The organism is Paenarthrobacter sp. CM16 (assembly GCF_013179505.1).
Classification (GTDB): Bacteria; Actinomycetota; Actinomycetes; order Actinomycetales; family Micrococcaceae; genus Arthrobacter.
The window spans coordinates 1-1293 of sequence record NZ_JABMCX010000544.1 but is presented as its reverse complement, the minus strand read 5'-3'; the positions used below and the strand labels follow the sequence as shown (position 1 = coordinate 1293).

1 protein-coding gene and 1 pseudogene are annotated in these 1293 nt (G+C 61.6%); one reads left to right on the top strand and one right to left on the bottom strand.

Annotation, left to right across the window (positions count from 1 at the left end):
- Positions 1-382: pseudogene (locus tag HP499_RS24345) on the bottom strand (MurR/RpiR family transcriptional regulator); the annotation flags it as partial.
- Positions 383-555: 173 nt separating this feature from the next.
- Between HP499_RS24345 and HP499_RS24340 the strand changes: the two are divergent.
- Positions 556-1293, top strand: a 738-nt coding sequence (locus HP499_RS24340) for a DUF1343 domain-containing protein (RefSeq protein WP_172326587.1), incomplete at its 3' end; no start/stop codon positions are given.

Genomic DNA, 1293 nt, shown 5'->3' with positions numbered 1-1293 from the left:
CTTGGGCTGTATCTGCGATGGACATGGTCTCGTTGAACGCGATTTTGGAAACAATGTCAGCCAGCGAATCGGAGGTATTGATGTCTTCGTAGACCCCCGCCGGCACGCTGTTGGCGAGGCTTTCGCGGGCGGTTTCCCTGGCGAGGTCCAGACGAAGATCGGAATACCCGCTGTAGCCCACTTTCTTGTAGAAGCGGACCACCGAGGTAGTGGACGTTCCACCCTGCTCCGCGAGATCACCAATTGACATCATGGCCGCGCGGGAAGGATCAGCCAGGACCAACTCAGCGATGGCGCGCTCTGACGGGCGCAGGGCGGGCAAGGCGGAACGGATCCGCACCAATACGGTGCGCGACAACTGCACGTTCAGCGCCTCTTCCATCGCGTTTCCTCCTTGGCGGGCCTGGCGGGCCGCGGTAGTCGTCCGCTCATGTAAATAATTTACCTAAATACAGTTGCACAGGTAAACCATTGACGCAATCATCGGCAGCGAATACGGTCGATGTAAGCGACATCACAAAAGTTGTCATGCCCTGATCATCGGAAAGGCACCCCATGACACTGAACCGCCGAAACCTCATCCACGCCTCGGGACTGGCTGCGGCGGCCGCCGTCGTCGGGCCCTTTGCCTCCAGCGCCACCGCCACCATCCCTCAAACCCGGCCCGGCAAGCCCGGCACCACCATCAACGGCGCCGACGCCGCCGCCACTGACAACTGGAACATTTTTGCCGGCCGCCGTGTGGGAGTCATCACCAATCCCACTGGAGTGCTGGCCAACTTCCGGTCAATCGTTGACGACATGGCCGATAAAGGCGTCGACGTCGGGGCCGTTTTCGGCCCAGAGCATGGCTTCCGGGGCACCGCCCAAGACGGCGCCAGCGAAGGGACCTCCGTGGATCCCCGTACCGGCATCACCGTCTACGACTCCTACGGTGCCGATGTGGATGGCTACGTGGGCTTTTACGAAAAGTCCGGTGTGGACACTATCTGCTTCGATATCCAGGACGTCGGTGCACGGTTCTACACCTATATCTGGACCATGTGGGGTGCCATGCAGGCCGCTTCCCGGACAGGTGCCAGGTTTGTGGTCCTGGACCGCCCCAACCCGATAGGCGGCCAAGCGCGCGGCCCCATCCTGCAGCCGGGATTCGAGTCCGGGGTGGGAAAGCTTGGGATCGCCCTCCAACACGGCATGACCGTAGGCGAGCTGGCCAAGTACTTCAATGCAGTGCACTTGCCCGCAGCCGGCCTCACTCCCCTCCAGGACCTGCAGGTGGTGGAAGTACAGGGG